Annotated in this window: 16 protein-coding genes and 1 tRNA gene; all 17 read left to right on the forward strand. The window is 67.2% G+C overall.

Annotated features, from left to right (window positions below; translation table 11 throughout):
• The first annotated feature begins 77 nt into the window (after positions 1-77).
• Positions 78-2,744 carry a sensor domain-containing diguanylate cyclase gene (locus tag AC07S4_RS23580; protein ID WP_494988940.1) on the forward strand — a complete coding sequence of 889 codons (2,667 nt, stop codon included), beginning with the start codon at positions 78-80 and terminating at the stop codon, positions 2,742-2,744.
• A 94-nt stretch (positions 2,745-2,838) separates the two neighbouring features.
• On the forward strand, positions 2,839-4,092 hold the full coding sequence (locus AC07S4_RS23585) for an exonuclease SbcCD subunit D C-terminal domain-containing protein (protein WP_494988941.1): 1,254 nt from the start codon (positions 2,839-2,841) through the stop codon (positions 4,090-4,092).
• Between the two features lie 13 nt (positions 4,093-4,105).
• Positions 4,106-7,918, forward strand: coding sequence for an AAA family ATPase (locus AC07S4_RS23590; RefSeq protein WP_494988942.1), 3,813 nt, complete (start codon positions 4,106-4,108; stop codon positions 7,916-7,918).
• Positions 7,919-8,187: 269 nt separating this feature from the next.
• A complete protein-coding gene (locus tag AC07S4_RS23595) occupies positions 8,188-8,649 on the forward strand; it encodes a putative metalloprotease CJM1_0395 family protein (protein WP_494988943.1) in 462 nt (153 codons plus the stop codon).
• 34 nt (positions 8,650-8,683) lie between these two features.
• Positions 8,684-8,896 (forward strand): hypothetical protein, encoded by a 213-nt coding sequence (locus AC07S4_RS23600; protein ID WP_107875433.1) that lies wholly within the window; start codon positions 8,684-8,686, stop codon positions 8,894-8,896.
• Between the two features lie 67 nt (positions 8,897-8,963).
• Positions 8,964-9,905: a hypothetical protein gene (locus AC07S4_RS23605; RefSeq protein WP_494988944.1), complete on the forward strand. Its 942-nt coding sequence runs from the start codon at positions 8,964-8,966 to the stop codon at positions 9,903-9,905.
• A gap of 105 nt (positions 9,906-10,010) precedes the next feature.
• Complete coding sequence (locus AC07S4_RS23610) at positions 10,011-11,171, forward strand: methyltransferase (protein ID WP_494988945.1); 1,161 nt, start codon at positions 10,011-10,013, stop codon at positions 11,169-11,171.
• Between the two features lie 74 nt (positions 11,172-11,245).
• Positions 11,246-11,322, forward strand: a tRNA-Met gene (locus tag AC07S4_RS23615).
• A gap of 119 nt (positions 11,323-11,441) precedes the next feature.
• Positions 11,442-11,747 (forward strand): hypothetical protein, encoded by a 306-nt coding sequence (locus tag AC07S4_RS23620; RefSeq protein WP_494988946.1) that lies wholly within the window; start codon positions 11,442-11,444, stop codon positions 11,745-11,747.
• Positions 11,748-11,795: 48 nt separating this feature from the next.
• Positions 11,796-12,644: a hypothetical protein gene (locus tag AC07S4_RS23625; protein ID WP_494988947.1), complete on the forward strand. Its 849-nt coding sequence runs from the start codon at positions 11,796-11,798 to the stop codon at positions 12,642-12,644.
• 21 nt (positions 12,645-12,665) lie between these two features.
• Positions 12,666-13,097 (forward strand): YeeE/YedE family protein, encoded by a 432-nt coding sequence (locus tag AC07S4_RS23630; protein ID WP_494988948.1) that lies wholly within the window; start codon positions 12,666-12,668, stop codon positions 13,095-13,097.
• 19 nt (positions 13,098-13,116) lie between these two features.
• Positions 13,117-13,548 (forward strand): YeeE/YedE family protein, encoded by a 432-nt coding sequence (locus tag AC07S4_RS23635; protein WP_494989179.1) that lies wholly within the window; start codon positions 13,117-13,119, stop codon positions 13,546-13,548.
• 90 nt (positions 13,549-13,638) lie between these two features.
• Positions 13,639-15,276 carry an acid phosphatase gene (locus tag AC07S4_RS23640; protein WP_494988949.1) on the forward strand — a complete coding sequence of 546 codons (1,638 nt, stop codon included), beginning with the start codon at positions 13,639-13,641 and terminating at the stop codon, positions 15,274-15,276.
• 108 nt (positions 15,277-15,384) lie between these two features.
• On the forward strand, positions 15,385-15,609 hold the full coding sequence (locus AC07S4_RS23645) for a hypothetical protein (RefSeq protein WP_494988950.1): 225 nt from the start codon (positions 15,385-15,387) through the stop codon (positions 15,607-15,609).
• A gap of 96 nt (positions 15,610-15,705) precedes the next feature.
• Positions 15,706-17,118 carry an ATP-dependent RNA helicase DbpA gene (gene dbpA, locus AC07S4_RS23650; protein WP_494988951.1) on the forward strand — a complete coding sequence of 471 codons (1,413 nt, stop codon included), beginning with the start codon at positions 15,706-15,708 and terminating at the stop codon, positions 17,116-17,118.
• Between the two features lie 59 nt (positions 17,119-17,177).
• Positions 17,178-17,564: a VOC family protein gene (locus tag AC07S4_RS23655; protein WP_161074681.1), complete on the forward strand. Its 387-nt coding sequence runs from the start codon at positions 17,178-17,180 to the stop codon at positions 17,562-17,564.
• A gap of 75 nt (positions 17,565-17,639) precedes the next feature.
• On the forward strand, positions 17,640-18,272 hold the full coding sequence (gene trhA, locus AC07S4_RS23660; protein ID WP_494988952.1) for a PAQR family membrane homeostasis protein TrhA: 633 nt from the start codon (positions 17,640-17,642) through the stop codon (positions 18,270-18,272).
• Positions 18,273-18,284 lie beyond the last annotated feature (12 nt).

The raw sequence follows: 18,284 nt of genomic DNA on the forward strand, positions 1-18,284 counted from the left end.
GGACCCAAGCAGCGGATTTACGTGCAAAATATCCCACAATGGAGACTGCGTTACCCCAAAAGCCCCAAGGCGACCAATTGATAAGATCAGATAACCCAGTCCGGCGCTTCCTGCGCAAAACCTACCGGGCGGTTTTGCTGCCCGCGTTTGCCCTCGGGCTGCTGCTGTCCATGTGGGGCGCCGTGGCCTACCAGGTCAAGCAGGAGTACCACAGCGCGCGCCACGAGGCGGTGCTGCACAGCCAGACGCTGGCCCGCACCCTGGCCGAACACACCAGCCACCTGCTGCGCCAGACCGAGCACGCCACCCAGCTGTTCAAGCTCAAATACGAGGAAACCGGCGGCACGCTGCGCCTGCCCGAGTTCACCCGCAAGGGCGGCCTGCTCGATTCGCTCATGCCCTCGCGCCTGGAACTGCCCATCGCGCTCTACCTGGCCGACGGCAGGCTGCTGGAAAGCCGCAACGGCTTCTTCAGCCCGGACATCAGCGCCGACCCGATGTTCAAGATCCTGACGCTGGCGCAGGACGACGCGGCGCTGGCCTCCAACCCCATGGTCGAGCCCAAGACCAAGAAGTGGCAGATCCAGATTGCGCGGCGCCTGAACGACGCCAGGGGCCAGTTCGCCGGCGTCATCATGCTGATGGTGGACCCGGCCTACTTCGTGGAAGACTACGACCGCCTGCACGTGGAGCCCAACGGCCTGGTGATGCTGACCAGCCGCGACACCGGCCTGGCCATCGGCCGCATCGAGGAACACCTGTACATCAGCGACGCCATCGACTTCACCACCACCAGCACCGACGCCTACGGCAGCGCCGACGAGCTGACGCTGAAGCAGCCGCTGGACGGCGTGGAGCGCATCTACAGCTACCGCGACATGCCGCGCTACTCGCTGACGGCGGTGGTGGGCAACACGGTCAGTTCGTCCATGGCGCGCTTCGAGAACCAGCGCCGCATCTACTTTGTGCTGGCCACGCTGGCCTCGGTGCTGGTGTGCGCCTTCGCCGCGCTGCTGATGCAGCAAAGCCGGCGGCTGCGCCGCAGCATGCTGGCGGCCACCGAGGCCCAGCAGAAGCTGCGCGCGGCGGCCGACGCCAGCCTGGACGCGGTGTTCCTGCTGAAAGCCTGCCGCTCGCACGCGCGCGGCGAGGTGGTGGACTTCACGCTGGTCGACGTGAACGAGCGCGGCGCGCGCATGCTGGAGCTGCCGCGCGACACGCTGCTGGGCCAGCGCATCGGCGAACTGGTGCCGAACTGGCGCAAGGAAGGCTTTCTGGACCGCTACCGCGCGGTGATGGAAACCGGCCAGCCGCTGGAGGAGGAATTCGAGACGCGCACCCTGCCCGGCGAGCCGCGCTGGCTGCGCCACCAGATCGTGGCGATCGACGACGGCGTGACCGTCACCACCCGCAACATCACCTCGCGCAAGCGCGACGAGCTGAAAATGCGCCAGAACCAGGCCGAACTCCAGGCCGTCAACGACGCCTCGCCGCTGGGCCTGATCCGCGCGGACGCCAGCGGCCATTGCACTTATGTCAACCGCACCTTCGAAGCCATCACCGGGCTGACGCGCGAGCAGGCCCTGGGCGACGCCTGGATGGTGGGCGTGCATCCAAACGACCGCGAGGTGCTGAGCGCCGCCATCCGCCACCTGCGCGACACGCTGCAGCCCTTCCAGGACACGCTGCGCTGCGTGCACCCGGACGGCAAGATCGTCTGGACCTCGATGAAGGTGGCGCCCATCATCATCGACGGCCGCATCGATGGCTTTGTCGGCACGCTGGACGACATCACGCTGATGCGCAAGTCCGTCATGGCGCTGCGCGAAAGCGAAGCGCGCCTGCGCACCATCACCGACACCCTGCCCGCCATGATCGCCTATGTGGACGAGGACGAAGTCTACCGCTTCAACAACCTGGCCTACGAGCGCGAATTCAGCCAGTCCGGCACCGACATGGTGGGCCGCACCATCCGCGAGACGGTGGGCGATGAGCGCTACCAGTATCTGCAGCCCTATATCCAGCGCGCGCTGGCCGGCGAAACGCTGTCCTTCGAGGAGGACGACGAAAGCCACAGCATCGTGCGCAGCTTCGAGGTGATCTACATTCCGCAGTTCGACGAAGGCGGCTACAGCGTGGTGGGCTTCCACGTCATGCGGCAGGACATTACGGCGCAAAAGCGCGAGAAGCAGCGCCTGCTCAAGCTGTCGCAGATCGACGCGCTCACCGGGCTGACCAACCGCGCCGGCTTCCTGCAGGAGCTCAACAACGCCATGGCCGCCAGCCGCGACAACAACACCATGATGGCGGTGATGTATATGGACATCGACCGCTTCAAGCCGGTCAACGACACCTACGGCCACAGCGTGGGCGACGCGCTGCTGAAGGTGTTCTCGGCGCGCCTGACGCACGCCATGCGCGCCAGCGACACCATCGCGCGCCTGGGCGGCGACGAGTTCACCATCATCGTCGAGCGCCTGGCGCGCAGCGAGGATGCCGAGAACCTGGCGGCCAAGATCGTCACCACCATGCAGGCGCCGTTCGAGCTGGACGTGGCCACCGTGTCGGTCTCCACCAGCATCGGACTGACCTTCTACCAGGGCGAGGAAGTCACCCCGGCCGAACTGCTGAACCGGGCCGACATGCTGCTGTACCAGGCCAAGCAGGCCGGCCGCAACACCTACCGCGCCGCGCCTGTGCTGTCGGCGCTGCCCGCGCTGCACGCCACCCCGAATGCGGCCTGAACGTCCGCCGTTGGATACGCCGCAACTCGCGAGGGCCGAGTTTAGGCTATATTGAGCGCTTTTCGGCCCTACCTACACCCTATCCAGGCAATCCATGCGTCTGCTGCACACCTCCGACTGGCATCTGGGCCAGTCGCTCCACAATTTTGAACGCGGCTACGAGCACCAGTGCTTCCTCGACTGGCTGCTCGACACCATCGTCGCCGAGCAGGCCGACGCGCTGCTGATCGCCGGCGACGTGTTCGACAACGCCAATCCCTCGTCCGCCGCGCAGCGCCAGCTGTACCGCTTCCTGCAGCAGGCCAGGGCGCGCGCGCCGCAGCTCGACCTGATCGTCATCGCCGGCAACCACGACTCGCCGGGCCGCCTGGAAGCCCCCGGCCCGCTGCTCGAAGCGCACGGCACGCAAGTGATCGGCAATGTGCCGCGCGGCGCCGACGGCCAGATCGACGTGGAGCGCCTGGTGCTGCCGCTGACCGGCAAGAGCGGCGCGGTGGAGGCCTGGTGCCTGGCCGTGCCCTTCCTGCGCCCCGGCGACGTGCCGCGCCAGCCGGATGCCGGCCAGGACGGCCAGCCCCCCGCCGATCCTTACCTGGCCGGCATCGCCCTGCTCTACCAGCAAGCCTGCGAAGTGGCGCAGTCGCGCCTGCAGCCCGGCCAGTCCATCATCGCCATGGGCCACTGCCACATGGTGGACGGGCAGATGTCGAACGACTCCGAACGCCGCATCGTCATCGGCGGCACCGAGATGCTGCCAACCGGGATCTTCGGCCCATCCATCGCCTACGCGGCGCTGGGCCACCTGCACCTGGCGCAGGCGGTGGGTAAACAGGAAGGCATACGCTACTGCGGCAGCCCCATTCCGCTGTCCTTCGCCGAAACCGGCTACCGCCACCAGATCCTGCGCGTGGACCTAGGCGCCGGCGGCACGCCCTGCGAAGTGAGCGCCATCCCCGTGCCGCGCGCGGTGGAGCTGATGCGCGTGCCGGCCAAGCCCGCCCCGCTGGAGCAGGTGCTGGAAGCGCTGGCCGCCCTGCCCGGCGAAACCGCCTTGCCGCCCGAAGCCTGGCCCTTCCTGGAAGTACGCGTGCTGCTGGACGCGCCGCAGCCCGGCATGCGCTCCCGCGTGGAAGCCGCGCTGGAAGGCAAGCCGTTCCGCCTGGCGAAAATCGAGACCTCCACGCCCAGCCGCGCCCCCTCGCTCGACGACGCCGCGCTGACGCTGGACCAGCTGGACAAGCTGCAGCCGGACGACATCTTCAAGCGCCTCTACCTCCAGCGCTTCGGCAACGAAGCGCCGGCGGACCAGTTGAGTGCCTTTACCGAGCTTATGCTGCCCGGCGCCTGAACCAAGAATATCTATGCGCATCCTCAGAATCGGCGGTAAAAACCTGGCCTCGCTGGCCGGAGAATTCAGTGTGGACTTTGAACAGGAGCCGCTGGCCTCGGCCGGCCTGTTCGCCATCAGCGGCCCCACCGGCGCGGGCAAAAGCACCCTGCTCGACGCGCTGTGCCTGGCCTTGTACGACGCCACGCCGCGCCTGCTGAAAGCCCTGGGCCGCAGCATGCTGCCGGACGTGGGCGCCGAAACCGTCACCACGCAGGACACGCGCAACCTGCTGCGCCGGGGCGTGGCCGACGGCTACGCGGAAGTCGATTTCGTCGGCAGCGACAACCACCGCTACCGCGCGCGCTGGAGCGTGCGCCGCTCGCGCAACAAGGCCGAGGGCGCGCTGCAGCCCACGGCAATGAGCTTGCTGCAACTGCCGGACCTGCTGCCGGTGGGCGGCACCAAGACCGAAGTGAAGGCGGAAATCGAAAAGCGCATCGGCCTGTCGTTCGAGCAGTTCACGCGCGCCGTGCTGCTGGCGCAAAACGAGTTCGCCACTTTCCTGAAAGCGGACGACAACGAGCGCGGCGAGCTGCTCGAAACGCTGACCGGCAGCGCCGTCTACAGCGAGATTTCCATGCGCGCCTTCGAGCGCGCCAAGCTGGAACAGGCGGCGCTGCAGCGCCTCACCGGCCGCCTGGCGGACCAGAAGCCGCTCAGCGGCGAGGAGCGCGGCGCGCTGGAAGCGCAAAGCGCCCAGGCGGACGCCGTGGTGGCGGAACTGGACGCGCAAAAAGCCGTGCTGGAACAGGAACTGCGCTGGCACGAGCAGGCGCAAAGGCTGGAACAGAGCGAGCTGCAAGCGCAGCAATCCTTGCAGGAGCGCTTGGCGGATGTGGAAGCGGCGGCGCCGCGCCGCGCCGCGCTGGAGCAGCTGGACGCCGTGCAGCCCGCGCGCCCGCTCGCCGCCGACATCACGCGCATCGAAGGCGAGATCGAGACCGCGCAAGCAGCGCTGGCGGCGCGCAAACTGGAATCCGAACAGGCGCTGCAGGCGCAGGCGCATGCGGCGGCCGTGCTGCTGCAATCCGAAGCGGCGGTGGCTGAAGCCGAAGCGGCGCAGCGCAACGCCGCGCCCAAGCTGGACCAGGCCAAGGCGCTGGACGCGCGCATCGAAGCCATGCTGCCCGCCCACCGGCAGGCCAGCGCCGCGCTGGAAACGGCCAGCCAGGCAGACAAGCTGGCCCGCAGCGCCTTGCAGAACAAGCAAACCGAGCACCGCCAGCTCAGCGCCGCGCAGGAGCACGGGGCGGCGTGGCTGGCGCGCCACCAGCAATGGCAGGCGCTGGCCGAGTCGTGGCAGAAGTGGGACGTGCTGTTCGTGCAGGCCGGACAAGCCGCCTCGCAGGCCGAGAAACACGGCTACGCGCTGGCGGCGGTGCAGCGCCAGGCCAGCCACCACCGCGACGAAGCAGCGCGCGCCACGGCAGGGCTGGAAGGCGCAGCCGAACGCCTGCAAGCGCTGGAAACGCAGCGCCAGCAAGCCATTGCCGCGCTGGCGGCGTTTGACGCGGAGGCCATGCACGGCCGCCGCCGCGCGCTGGAGCAGCGGCGCGACCTGCTGGCCACCGGCGAGAAGGCATGGTCCGAGCTGGACGCGCGCCGGCAGCGCAAGGCGCAGCTCGACGGCGACGCCGCGCAGCAGCAGCGCAGCAAGGCAGCGGCGGAACAGCATCTGGCCGAGGCGCAGCAGCAGCACGCGATCCTGATGGCGACTTTCGGCCAGGCCGAACGTTCGCTGAAACTGGCCGAAGCCGCTTGCGCGGAAAACGTGGAAACGCTGCGCGCCACGCTGCAGGACGGCCAGCCCTGCCCGGTCTGCGGCGCGGAGGAGCACCCCTACCGCCACGACGACGGCGCCCTGGCCGCCATGCACGCCAGCCTGCAGGCCGAGGTGACGCGCTGCCGCGAGCAGCTGCAAAAGAACATCGAACTGCAGACCTACCAGCGCACCACCGCGCAAAACAGCGTCGAGCGGCTGGCCTTGCTGGCCACCGAGCAGCACGCGCTGGAGGAAGCGCTGGCCCGCGCCGGCGCCACATGGAGCGCGCACCCGCTGGCGGCTGAGACCGAAGCCGCCGCAGGCGCAGACGCTGCGGCCTGGTTCGCCGCCGAGCTGTCCGGCGCGCGCGACGCGCTCCAGCTGATCGGCGAGCAGGAACTGGCGCAGCGACGGGCGAGCGCAGCGCGCGACGCTGCGCAGCAGGCCTGCGACAGCGCCACTGCCGAACACGCGCGCCAGCAAGCCGCCGCAGCGGCCGCGCACACCGCGCTGGCGCAGTCGAACGCTGAATTCCAGGCACTGGAGGACAAGCGCATTGAAGTGGCGCTGCAGCTGAGCGGCCTGCTGGACGAACTGGACGCGGCATTCAACAGCACCGAGCTGCCGAACGAAGGCTGGAAGGACGAATGGAAGTCCGGCCCCGCGCGCTTCTACGAGGCGCGCCGCGCCGAAGCCCGGCAATGGCAGACCCAGCGCACCCAGCTGGACGAACGCGCCCACGCCTTCGCCGCGCTGGACGCGGAACTGCACGCGCTGGCCGCCGCCCAGGCCAAGACCGGCCAGGACGCCGACGCCGCCCGCAGCGCCTTCAGCAGCGCCGACGCCGGCCTGCAAGCCATGCAGGAACAGCGCATGGCCCTGTGGGGCGGCAAGGAGGTGCGCGACGTGGAAGTGCTGCTGCAAGCGGCCATCGACGCCGCGCGCGCGCGTCACGCGGCGCAGCAGCAAGCGGGCCAGCAGGCAGCACAGCAGCATGCGCGCGCCGAAGAGGCCATCGCCCAGTCGGCCGCCCGCCTGGACACGCTGCACGCCGCCGCCGAAGCCGCCGCCGCCCGCCTCGCCGCCTGGCTGGACAGCTTCAACCACCAGCAGGCCGCGCCGGAGACCGGAACCATCGACCTGGCCGAACTGGCCGGCAGCGCCATCACGCTGGAAGAACTGCTGGCCCTGCTCTTCCGCCCGGCGGACGCCATCCGCGCCGAACGCGAGGCGCTGCACGCGCTGGACCAGGCAGCGGCCAGCGCCGCCACGGTGCTGAAAGAACGCCAGCTCCAGCGCCAGCAGCATCTGGAGAGCGCCCCGGCGCAGGCGGGCGCCAGCCGCAGCATGGAAACGCTGGCGCAGGCGCTGGACCAGCTGTCGGCCGAGCGCAAGCTGGCCCACGACCAGGCCGCCGCGCACCGCCTCGGCCTCGCGCAGGACAACGACAAGCGCCAGCGCGCGCACGCCATGCTGGGAGAGATTGAACAGCAGGAAGCCATCGAACAGCGCTGGGCGCGCCTGAGTGAGCTGATCGGTTCGGCCGACGGCAAGAAATTCCGCAACTACGCGCAGCAATTCACGCTGGACGTCCTGCTGGGCTACGCCAACGCCCACCTGGGCCACCTGGCGCGCCGCTACCAGCTCGAGCGCATCAACCACAGCAGCGGCCCCTCGCTGGGCCTGCTGGTGCGCGACCAGGACATGGGCGGCGAAATGCGTTCGGTGCACTCGCTGTCCGGCGGCGAATCCTTCCTGGTGTCGCTGGCGCTCGCGCTGGGGCTGGCGTCGCTGTCGTCCAACCGGGTGCGGGTGGAATCGCTGTTCATCGACGAAGGCTTCGGCAGCCTGGACGCCGAAACCCTGCGCGTGGCCATGGACGCGCTGGACGGGCTGCAAGCGATGGGCCGCAAGGTCGGCGTGATCTCCCACGTGCAGGAGATGACGGAGCGGATTTCCACCCGCATCCTGGTGCAGCCCTCGGCGGGCGGCAAGAGCGTGGTCTCGGTGCTGGCGTCCTAACGCACGGGCAGTTCGCCGCGCTCGACTTTCACCATGTCCCAGCCCAGCTCGCGCCGCACTTGCTGCGGGTCGGGCGGTGGGCGGCGTTCCTCGATCTTGTTCCGCATCCACTCCCGCACGGCTTCCTTCGTCGGGTGTTTCTTCTGGTCCACAGCTAGCCTCTTTCAGCAACGGTTCGGATAAGCGTTCAACGCGGCCCTGGCCATTCAGTTGACCGCGCCGCGCCGAATACAACACTTTGTTACGCTTTTTGCTAAGATGGAATGGCCATGAGCATCAGCGCCATCTCCTCCGTCTCCAGTGCGGCCGCGCCCGCCAGCGCGCAGGCCAGGGTGCAGCTGTCGCCCGAACAGCTGGCGCAGATAGCCAAACTCAAGCAGCGCGACACCGAGGTGCGCCAGCATGAACTGGCCCATTTGTCTGCCGCCGGCGGCCTGGCCACCTCCGGCCCCAGCTACACCTACCAGCGCGGCGCCAACGGCGTGAACTACGCCGTGGGCGGCGAAGTCAGCATCGACACCTCCCCCGGCGCCAGCCCGCAGGAAACCATGGCCCGCGCCCGCACCATCCAGGCCGCCGCCCTGGCGCCGGCCGAACCATCGTCCCAGGACCGCGCCGTGGCCGCGCGCGCCCAGCAGCTGGAACAGCAGGCGCGCGCCGAACTGGAGCGGGCCTACGCCCCCGGCGGGTCCGGGCCGGCGGCCGGGGCCGCCGTCGACGTCTACGCTTAATGCTAGAATCCTCCCTTTTTTCCGCGAGCCTCCCATGCTGAAAGCCCCCCGCACGCTGACGTTTAAATGCGTGAAATGCAACAAATCGGTACAAGTGTTCCTGCAGAAAGTATCGGCCTGCTCCCATATCCAGCCATACCAGGGCATCTGCCAGTGCGGCGAAGTAAAACGCCACGCCACCGGCCAAAAAGACGCCGTGCAATCGTATCTGGCCTCCCCGGACGGCAGCTGGTCGCACCACCATTAAGCACGGCGGCGCTAAAGAAATCGGGTTTTATGCCGTTAGAACAGGAAACCCGTTAATAGGTGCCGCGATGTCCACTATCTCTCCCCTGAGCTCCCGCCAGCTCCAGCCCGCCGGCCTGTCTCTTGCTAACCAGCAAACAGACAGCAAGAACTTGCACGTTGGCAATTCCTCGCTGCTGGAGAAGGCACAGAACGATTTAGTGTCCCTGTCCAAGAACGGCATCGACCTGCAGCAGCGCGTCGACTCCCTGGGCAATTCCACCGTGGACCTGGCGCAAAACCTGCTCGGCAGCTTCGCCCAGCAGCTGTTCGGCGACAGCGCCAAGGGCGCTACCGTGTCGTTTGACTCGGTCAGCCTGGAATCTTCGTCCAGCTTTGCGGCGGGCGTGCAGCAAAGCCAGGGCGCGGGCGGCAGCAGCAAATCGGCCGCGTTCAGCCTGACGGAAAGCTCGCATTTCCTCGGCAAAGGCACCATCACCACCGCCGACGGCAGCACTTTCGATTTTGAAGTGGAAGTCCAGTACGACTACGCGCTGCAAGCCAGCGCCAGCCAGAGCACGGCCGCCGCCGATGGCGCAGCCGACGCTGCCAAAGCGGCGCGCTCGGCAGCCGATCCGCTGCCGGCCGTGGAGTTCCCGGACATTAAATTCCCCGGCAGCCTGCAAGACCTGTTCCGCCTGTTCGACAAGCCGCTCAAGAGCGACGTGGTGCAGGAAGACAAGAAGCAGCCTGGCGAGCAGCAAAAGCTGGGCACGCTGTCGCTGCGCCTGCTCAACCTGGTCAACAGCACCGAACAGCTCGACACCTACGGCCCGCAAGCCGGCAAGTCCAAAGCCGTCGCCCACGCTTACGGCACGCAGGAAACGCCGGCCAATGTGCTGGCCAAGGCACCGGGCAGCGTGCCTGAGGCTGCAGCAGCAGCGGCAGCAGCAAGCCCGGCAGCCGAGCCAGCGCCCGCCGCGCCCGTGATACCGGCTGCGGAAACCGAACCGCAGCAAGCCGCCGCCTGATCCTCCGCGCCGGCAGCTCCGGCGCGCCGCGTATAATAGCCGCTGATACAGAACCGCCGCCCCAGCGCGGCGGTTCTGCCGTTTACCTACAAGATTGAAGATTCCATGACCGCAGCCACTCCCGAAGCACAATACATCCACTGGACCGAAAACGGCACGGACCACTCGGCACTCTGGCGCTCCGAGAGCGGCATGGCGCCGCCCAAGCGCATCGTCATCGCCGACGACACCACCAACGCGGACACCGCCTACCGCCTGGCCTGCGAAGGCACGGCGCTGCTGTGGAAGGGCGACTTCCAGAACGCGCGCCAGCTGCTGCAAGCGCTGGCCCGCCGCGCCGACCACAAGGGCAGCAAGGGCAAGAAAGCCAAGGCGCCCAAGGTGCCGGCCACGCCCACCGAAGCCTTCCACCTGCACCGCCAGGCGCAATCGCAGCGCGGCCGCACGCTGGCCATGCTGCTGGTGCCGTTCGAAGCGGACTACAGCATTCCCCTGCGCCGCGCGCCGGACGTGAAACTGGCCTGCAACGAAGCCTACGGCCGTGGCGAGCACCCGTTCGCCATGTCGCTGCGCGAACTGCTGGGCGTGATCGGCGCGCACGAATGGCGCCGCAACGGCGTGGAGATTCCGGCGCTGGGCGAGCGCATCCACCCGCACTACGGCGTGTTCTCGCCGGTGCGCGGCGAATATGTGGCGCTGGTGAACGAGGCGCCGCTGCCGAAGAACGCCAAGCTGGCGTTCGACATCGGCGTGGGCACCGGCGTGCTGTCGGCCGTGCTGGCGCGGCGCGGCATTGAGCGCGTGGTGGCCACCGACCAGGACCAGCGCGCCCTCAGCTGCGCCCGCGAAAACCTGCACAACCTGGACCTGAGCCGCCAGGTCGAGCTGGTGAAAGCCAATCTCTTCCCCGAAGGCCGCGCGCCGCTGGTGGTGTGCAACCCGCCGTGGGTGCCGGCCCGCCCCAGCTCGCCGATCGAACACGCGGTGTACGACCCGGACAGCGCCATGCTGCGCGGCTTCCTCGGCGGCCTGAAAGACCATCTGACGCCGGGCGGCGAAGGCTGGCTGATCCTGTCCGACCTGGCCGAGCACCTGGGCCTGCGTCCGCGCGAGCAGCTGATGGAATGGATCGCCGCCGCCGGCCTGAAGGTGCTGGAGCGCCACGACGTGCGTCCGACCCACGCCCGCGCCGCCGACGCCACCGACCCGCTGCACGCCGCCCGCGCCGCCGAAGTCACCTCGCTGTGGCGCCTGGCCGCCGCGTAAAGCGCGGGGAAAATTCATTTATAAAATTCACCCTTGCGGAATGAAACAGGCTTGTATATAATTCGGGCCTCAGACGCGGGGTGGAGCAGTCTGGCAGCTCGTCGGGCTCATAACCCGAAGGTCACAGGTTCAAATCCTGTCCCCGCAACCAGACATAGCAAGCCGTTGATTCTTAACAGGAATCAGCGGCTTTTTGCTTTTCCGGCGCGCCTCCGCACGCCCGGAGACCATATGCTAATATTGCCATATGGACACACTCCAAAGACAACCATGATGAAAATGAAGGATTTACCCGCGCCGGAGTTTGAGGTGCCGCTGGGTCGGCGCGTCTATGCGGTTTTCTGGGCGCCTTTCGGCATCTGCTGGGCCGCCGTCGCCGGGTGCGTCAGGTTCGCGAAGCCGGCCTTCATTCTGGCTGCCATCGGCTGCGCGCTGGGGATGGTGCTCATGCACTACACCGGGCATCTGAGCTTGTACGTGGGGCTCGGATTCACCACCTACGCCGTCATGGCGGGCGCAGCCCTCTCCGCCCTGCTGTTTGCCCTCTCCTTGCTGGGGCGTCTGCTGCGCCGCTAAGCCCGCGCCCAGATGCGCGCCGCAGCGCAGATAATCGAGACCTTCCCTATGAATCCCAACCTCCCCATCGGGCACCGCGATCCACGCACCGAGATCGTGTCCGGTACCTATCTCCGCCTGGCGGCCGACCTGATCGCGTCCGTGCGGCAGGATCTGGACTACTGGAACAATGTCCGCGTGCCGCACCCGCCGGCCGACCGCGTCCCCCACGAAGGCTGGCGCCGGATCGCGGTATTTCTTCCGCTGGCCCTGGTGGCCCTCGCCTTCTTCCGCTTCCATCTGGCTGGCGCGCTGATCGCATTCGCGGCTGTCCTGCCTGCCATGAACAGCCTGGACAAATCGCTGCGGCGCGCCGTCCTGGCCCGGCGCGAGGCCTGGCGCGACCGCGATCGGGGCCGCTATGCGTTCACCCAGTTCATGTGCAAGGAATTCGGCCTGCGTCCGGAAGACGTCACGATGAATCTGGTACTGAAGATGTGCCGCGACTTCAAGTTGTGGCTGGAGGCCGCCAAGCGTGTACGGGAGGCGGATGAGGCCGCTGAACGCGCGCGCCGCCCCGCGCCCGTCCGCAGCAGCAACGGCGGCGGCTACGACCACGGCGACGATGCGCCTCGCACGAGGCACGCCACCGGCGCAGCAGCCTTCGCCGCCAGCTCCGCCGCAATAGCCGCCGCAGCCGCACCGCCGGCTTTCGACCCCATCCCGGCCATGCAAATCAACCCGGTCACCGGCCTGCCAATGATGGACGACGTGGTCGACATCCACGGCAACATGTACGGCACGGACAGCATGGACGCCATGTTCGACGACATGGCCCACTTCAACACCCCCGAGTTGCATTACCATGACGGATTCGAGCCTCAATTCACCGGCTTCGGGCACGACCCGGGCGGCTAGACACACACTGGAAGCGACACAATGGAAATCGACTGGGCGCATTTCACCCCATGGACCAGCCTGGCTGGCGGCGTACTGATAGGACTGGCCGCCGCGCTGTTCGTGCTGTTCAATGGGCGCATCGCCGGCATCAGCGGGATATTGGGCGGGCTGCTGTCCTGGCCCAAGGGCGACACCACGTGGCGGCTGGCCTTCCTGGCCGGCCTGGTCGCCGCGCCGCTGGCCTACGGCCTGGCGCTGCCGCTTCCCGACGTGCAAAGCGACGCCGGCACCGCCGTGCTGGTCGTGGCCGGCCTGCTGGTGGGCGTGGGCACGCGCTACGGCGCGGGCTGCACCAGCGGCCATGGCGTTTGCGGGCTGTCGCGCCTGTCGCCGCGCTCGCTGGCCGCCACCCTGGCCTTCATGGGCGCCGGCTTCGGCACCGTGTTCGCGCTGCGCCACCTGCTGGCCTGAGGAGAACGCCATGCGCATCGTGAATATTTTGATGGCTCTGATCGTCGGCCTGCTGTTCGGCATCGGCCTGATCGTTTCCGGCATGACCAATCCCGCCAAGGTGACCGGCTTCCTGGACCTGGCCGGCCGCTGGGACCCTTCGCTGGCCTTCGTCATGGGCGGCGCGATCGCTGTCGGCCTGGTGGCGTTCCGCCTGGCGGGCAAGCGCAGCAGGTCGCTGCTGGACCAGCCCATGCGCCTGCCCACCGCCAGCCTGATAGACCGCAGGCTGCTCACAGGCAGCCTGGCGTTCGGCGTCGGCTGGGGCCTGGCGGGCTATTGCCCCGGCCCGGCACTGGCTTCGCTGGCCAGCGGCGGCGCCAAGCCGCTGATCTTCACTGCGGCCATGCTGGCGGGGATGGCCGTCTTTGAACTGGTGGAGCGCAAACGCCGTCGAGGCAAAACGGCCTAATGTAACAAGCCCTTTTACAAAACTGCCTACGGCTTTCCCCTCCGCGGTGATAAACTTTGCCGCTTGAAAATCTTTCATGAGGAGCCGCGCGTGAGCGACAACAACAATCTTCCAGCCAACCCGTCGCGCCGACGCATCTTCCAGGCCGCCGCAGCCACCGGCATCGCCAGCACCGTGCCCGGCATCGCCAGCGCCGCCCCTGCCAAGAAACCGGCCGCCGGCTCGCTGGACGCCAAGCTGAAAGCGCACGTGAAGAACGTGGTTGTCATCTACCTCGAGAACCGCAGCTTCAACAACCTGTTCGCCGACTTCCCCGGCCTCGCCTCGCCGATGCCCACCGCGCTGTCGGCCGACCAGATCCAGAAAGACTACAACGGCAGCGTGCTGCCGGAACTGCCCATGATCTGGGGCGGCATGGTGCCGAACTCGCAAACCATAGGCGGCAAGACCTATGAAATCAAGGAAGAACAGATCAAGGGCCTGCCGAACGCGCCCTTCAAGCTGACGACGCCGGACGGCAAGCCGCTGCCCGAATCCGTCATCACGCGCGACCTGTGGCACCTGTTCTACCAGAACCAGATGCAGATCAACGGCGGCAAGAACGACGGCTTTGTTGCATGGGGCAACACCGGCGGCATGGTGATGGGCTACTACGGCGAAACGGCCAAGAACCTGGGCCTGTACCAGCTGGCGCGCCAGTACACGCTGTGCGACAACTTCTTCATGGCGGCCTTCGGCGGCTCCTATATGAACCACCAGTTCCTGATTAGCGGCCGCCCGGCCGAGTTCAAGAACGCGGAGAACAGCGCGGCCAAGAAGAAGATCGCCGTGCTGGCCGACGGCCCCACCGGCGCGCGCCTGGCCGTGGCGCCGGACAGCCCGGCCTCCGCCCTGGAAGGCAAGCCGAAGTACGTGAACGACGGCGCCATCACGCCGGACGGCTACATCGTCAACACCATGGCGCCGCCCTACCAGCCGAGCTGGATCAAGCCGGTGCCGGACGGCGACCAGAACCTGGCCAATCCGGACGAGGCCTACTACCAGCCGCCGCAAAGCTACGACACCATCGGCGACCTGCTGTCGCGCAAGGGCGTGAGCTGGGCCTGGTACGGCGGCGCGTGGCAGGCGGCGCTGGACACCAAGGGCGGCGGCCCCAAGCCTAACTTCCAGTACCACCACCAGCCGTTCAACTACTTCACGCAGTTCGCGCCCGGCACCGCCGCGCGCGCCGAGCATCTGCGCGACGGCGGCCTGGGCGACAGCCCCATGTCCAACAAATTCCTGGCCGACGCGGTGGCGGGCAAGCTGCCGGCGGTGACCTTCTACAAGCCGCAGGGCAACCTGAACCTGCACGCCGGCTATTCGGACATTGAATCGGGCGACCAGCACATCACCAACATCATCTCCCACCTGCAGAAATCGCCGCAGTGGAAGGACATGGTGGTGGTGATCACCTTCGACGAGAACGGCGGCTGGTGGGACCACGTGGCGCCGCCCAAGGGCGACCGCTGGGGTCCGGGCTCGCGCATTCCGGCCATCGTGGTGTCGCCTTACGCCAAGAAGGGCGCGGTCGACCACACCTTCTACGACACCACGTCCATCATGCGCTTCCTCACCCGCCTGCACGGCCTGCCGCTACTGGAAGGCCTGAAGACACGCAACGAGGCCTTTGCCGCGCGCGGCGCCCCCCCGCCGGGCGACCTGACCGGCGCGCTGAGCTTCCGTTGAGTTTCCGCTAGGCCATCATACCCACCACGGCGGCATGGCTTTGTGCTACACTGCGTGCCGCTTTAAATATTTGAGCCCGACTGCTGCAGCCGGGCTTTTGTTTTTGAGATGAGAGACAAAAAAGACAACGCGACTTTCGACCTGCCCGGCTTTGCGCCGGCCGCGCCGATGGAGCCCGAGCCCAAGCGCCCGCCTCCACCGCGCACGCGTCGTGCCGCCTTGAAACAGGAACAGCTCGAACTGCTGGAGGCGACCGACACGAGCGGCCTGCCGGTCTGGCAGCGCGAAGAAGGCCTGGACGTGACCGGTTTGCCGGTGTGGCGTCAGAACTAAGACCGTCTCCCAACGAGCCCGTCCGCCTGAGCGGACACCGCCTGCGCACCTGCTAGACTGTGCGCACTTCCCCACTTTTTTACCGGGTCCGCCACCATGAGTTCTGAATCCTTCCACAGCCTGCCGCTGACGCCCGCCTTCCTGGCCAATCTCGACATCCTCGGCTACACCCAGATGACCCCCATCCAGGCCCAGAGCCTGCCGTCGGTGCTGGAGGGACGCGACCTGATCGCCCAGGCCAAGACCGGCAGCGGCAAGACCGCCGCCTTCGGCATCGGCATGCTGAGCAAGGTCAACCCGGCGTGGTTCGCCACCCAGGGCCTGGTGATGTGCCCGACCCGCGAGCTGGCCGACCAGGTGGCCAACGAGCTGCGCCGCCTGGCGCGCGGCGTGGGCAATGTGAAGATCCTGGTGCTGACCGGCGGCTCGCCGATGCGCCCGCAGATCGCCTCGCTGGAGCACGGCGCCCACATCGTGGTCGGCACGCCCGGCCGCATCCGCGACCACCTGAGCCGCCAGACGCTGGAACTGGGCATGGTCAACACCCTGGTGCTGGACGAAGCGGACCGCATGACCGACATGGGCTTCTACGACGAGATCGCCGGCATCGTGTCGGCCTGCCCGAAACGCCGCCAGACGCTGCTGTTCTCGGCCACCTACCCGGACGACATCCGCGTGGCCACCGAAGCCTTCCTGGCCGACCCGGTGGAAGTGACGGTGCAGGCGCAGCACGACAACAGCAAGATCGAGCAGCGCTTCTATGAAGTGGGCTTCGACGACCGCGACGCGGCCGTGAGCAAGCTACTCAAGCACTACCAGCCAGCCTCGGCCATCGCCTTCTGCAACACCAAGGTGCACTGCCGCGAGCTGGTGGAGTCGCTGCGCAAGGACGGCTTTACGGCGCTGGCCCTGTACGGCGAACTGGAGCAGCGCGAGCGCGACGAGATCCTGGTGCTGTTCGCCAACCGCAGCGCCACCGTGCTGGTGGCCACCGACGTGGCCGCGCGCGGCCTGGACATCGCCAACCTGGAGGCAGTGATCAACGTCGACGTGTCCAAGGACACCGAAGTGCACATCCACCGCATCGGGCGCACCGGCCGCGTGGAGCAGCAGGGCCTGGCACTGTCGCTGTGCGCGCCGAACGAGAAGAAGTGGGTCAAGCTGATCGAGGAATACCAGGGCAAGGCGGTGGAATGGCATTCGCTGAAGGACCTGCCGAACGACGAGTACGCGCAAGGCGATCCGGCGCCGTTCCTGACGCTGTGCATCCTGGCGGGCAAGAAGGACAAGCTGCGTCCGGGCGACGTGCTGGGCGCGCTGACCGGCGACGCCGGCCTGGCCAAGGAGCAGGTCGGCAAGATCAACGTGTTCGAATTCCAGACCTATGTGGCGCTGGACCGCCGCGTGGCCTACGACGCGTTCGACCGCCTGGCCAAGGGCAGCCGCGAAGGCGCCGACTTCGGCAGCTTCAAGGGCCGCAACTTCAAGATGCGCTTCATCGAAGTGTAACCACCGTGCGGCGTCTTCTGATACAGTTGGTTTAATCACCACTGGATCAGGAGAGCTGCATGAGAATCGGACTGGCTGGCATCATGGTCGACGACCAGAACAAGGCGCTGGCCTTCTACACGGGCGTGCTGGGCTTCACCGTCAAGAACGACATCCCGATGGGGAGCTTCCGCTGGCTGACCGTGACCTCGCCGGAAGGCGCCGAGGGCGTTGAGCTGGTGCTGGAACCCATCGGCTTCCCGCCCGCGCACGCCTACCAGAGCGCGCTCTACGAAGCAGGCATCCCCGCCACCGCCTTCCTCACCGACGACATCCAATCCGAATACACGCGCCTGAAGGAACTGGGCGTGGTGTTCCGTGGCGAGCCCACCAATATGGGGCCGATCACCGGCGTGCTGTTCGAAGACACGTGCGGCAACCTGATCAATCTGGTGCAGCCTTCGTAGCAATATGTGAACTCCGTCACAGTCCTATCGCAAATCGCGTCTACAATGGGTCGACGACTCATTGAAAGGTACGCCATGGCCAGGTTTGCGCAAGCAGGCGAAAAGTTCAACGCGGCAACACACTTGGCGGGAGCGCTGCTGGCTGCTGGCGGGTCGGTGTATCTACTGGGACAGGTGCAGAGTGGTCCCTGGCAGAGCGTGGTCAGCATCGGCGTGTACTGTTTCAGCCTGGTGCTGCTGTACGCCTGCTCAACCGTCTACCACGCCAGCATGGGCCGCGTGAAAGCCTTGTGGCAGAAGTTCGACCATTGCGCGATCTACGTCCTGATTGCGGGCACCTACACGCCATTTTGCAGCCTGGCGCTGGACAGCCAGCTCGGCTGGGCTTTGCTGGCCGCCGTCTGGCTGCTGGCGTTCGTCGGCATCGTGCAGGAGTTGCGGAAAAGCGAGAACCGCTGGCTGTCGGTGGTGATTTATCTGACCATGGGCTGGTCGGCGGTGCTGATGGTGCTGCCTTTGCGCGCCTCGCTGGGCAATGACGGCTTTGCCTACGTGCTGGCGGGCGGCCTGTTCTACACGGTCGGCATCATCTTCTACGTGATCGACACCCGCATGCGCCACGCGCATGGCATCTGGCACCTTTTCGTGTTGCTCGGCAGCGCCCTGCACTACCTCGCCATTGCGCAATTCGTGCTGCCTGAAGCCTAGAATCAGGCGGTT

Source organism: Pseudoduganella sp. GW821-FHT05F09 (genome assembly GCF_059419605.1).